General features: G+C 69.3%; 2 protein-coding genes. Both read left to right on the top strand.

All coding sequences use genetic code 11. The features are described from left to right. The first annotated feature begins 103 nt into the window (after positions 1-103). Complete coding sequence (locus WBV89_RS11590) at positions 104-538, top strand: hypothetical protein (protein WP_423981507.1); 435 nt, start codon at positions 104-106, stop codon at positions 536-538. A gap of 103 nt (positions 539-641) precedes the next feature. Continuing rightward, a partial coding sequence (locus WBV89_RS11595; RefSeq protein ID WP_423981508.1) for a LysM peptidoglycan-binding domain-containing protein occupies positions 642-2,037 on the top strand: 1,396 nt, incomplete at its 3' end.

Raw genomic sequence — 2,037 nt, forward strand, 5'->3', positions numbered from 1 at the left:
GCTCGACGTCGGCAGCCGGGCTCGAACTGGTACCTGCGTCCCCGATCGGCCCGCAGCGTTACACGGCCTACGCCGTCATCGACCCGTATCGAGGAGCGGACTCGTGACCGTCGCCATCACCACATCGAACGGGATCGAGTGGCGGGATGATCGCGGGTCGGGACTCGTGGCGGGGATCGCGTTCATGTTCGCCTTCACGTTCCTCGGACTCGTGTGGGTCGCTCGCGACGCCGACCGCGGGATCTCGAATCAGTCGGCAGCCACCTCGATCGCATTTCAAGCCGCCCGCTCGGGCGCGCAGGCAGCGTCGATCGACGACGTGCGCGACGGTGACCTCGACCGTCTCGATCCCGGCGCCGCACGCGCGGCGGCCAGCACGACCGCGGCGCTCCTGTTCGGCAGCTACGGGGTCTCCGGCAGCGTCGACGCGATCGTCGTCGACGACACCACGGGGAAGGTGACCGTCACGATCACGATCGTCGACGGATCGAAGGCTGTGACCGGGGTCGGCGCGGCCGAGGCGGTCGGTGTGGCATGACCGGACGGCAACCACCCACCGGACTTCCCGTTTCGGATTCTGGATACCCCGTGTCTCGTCGGAGCCGACGGTCGGCTCGAGCAGGAAGGAGGGGTGACCAGACGTGACGACCCAACCACCGCGTCTCGGCCGCGCGGTCGCCTCGATCGCCGCACTCATCGTGCTGTTCGTCGTCGTTCCGATCGGCGTCGTCGCGGCGACACGCTTCCGCTTCGACACCGCGAATCCGCTGGGCGGAACCTCCCCACCGTGGCGATGGGACGCCGACTCCATCCGCGACACGCTCACGGCACCACTTCGTGACGACGCGCTCGTCGACCTGATGATCCGCGGCAGTCTGATCCTGATCTGGGTCGCGTTGCTCGTCATCGCGGTCACGACGGTCACCGAGGCGGTGCACATGGTTCGCCACCGCGGCCTCGCCGCACCGCATGTACGCGGACTCGGCTGGGCCCAGGGCATGGGACGGTGGATCGCCATCGGGCTGATCGCGCTCATTCCGACCAATGTGTTGGCGTCGGGTGCTCAGGCGACCCCCGCCGATGCCGGGCCTTCCGCGACCGCCCATCGACTCGGGGGTGGGACCACGCGGGACATGACCGATTCACCTCTGCCCGCTGTCGGACGCTTCGGCCACGACATCGGCACGCCGACGTCCGGGGACGATGACACGCCCCTCGGACACTCCGCTCCGGCGGTCGGAATCCACGTCGTGGTGCGTGGCGACTCGATCTATGCGATCGCCGCCGAATACGCCGGGGGTGATGAGCTGCGGACGATCGAGCTGGCCGACGACATCCTGGACCTCAACCTCGGCACGGTCATGAACGACGGACAGCGGTTCACCAACCCGGCACTCATCCAGCCGGGGTGGAGGCTCGAACTCCCCGCTGGCTTCGGCAACGCCGAGGCCCAGCCGGCCGACCACGACATGTCCGACGACGATCCGACACCGGTTCGAGGGATCCCGCGCGTCGACATCCCGGTGAACCGGAGCGGGCCGATCGCGCACGTCGTCGTCGAGGACGGCGACACCTTGTCCGGAATCGCCACGGAGCATCTCGCGGGGCCCGACGACTGGCCGTCGATCTGGGAACGGAACCGTGGAGCCGACATGGGCGACGGTCGGACGTTCGATGATCCGAACACGATCCTCCCGGGCTGGCAGCTCGAGATTCCGGCCGATCCCGATCGGATCGAGCCGGCGCCGACACCCGACGGGTCGGAGGACCACGACAGCGGCGAGGCGGCGACGCCCGACGAGAACGCTTCCGCGCCCCCACCCACGGCGCCTGTCGTGACACCGACGGCGACGAGCACGCCCCCGACAACGACACCCTCGACAACGACCCCCGCGACCTCGGCCCCACCTCCGTCCACGACGACACCGGCCGCATCGTCGACCACGGCCGCCTCCACGACGGTGCCATTCGCTGCCGACGCTGGAGATCGAGGCGGTGGAGCAGATCCGACACCCGAAACACCGCGCGCACCGTCGC

The organism is Ilumatobacter sp. (assembly GCF_049588435.1).
Classification (GTDB): Bacteria; Actinomycetota; Acidimicrobiia; order Acidimicrobiales; family Ilumatobacteraceae; genus Ilumatobacter_A.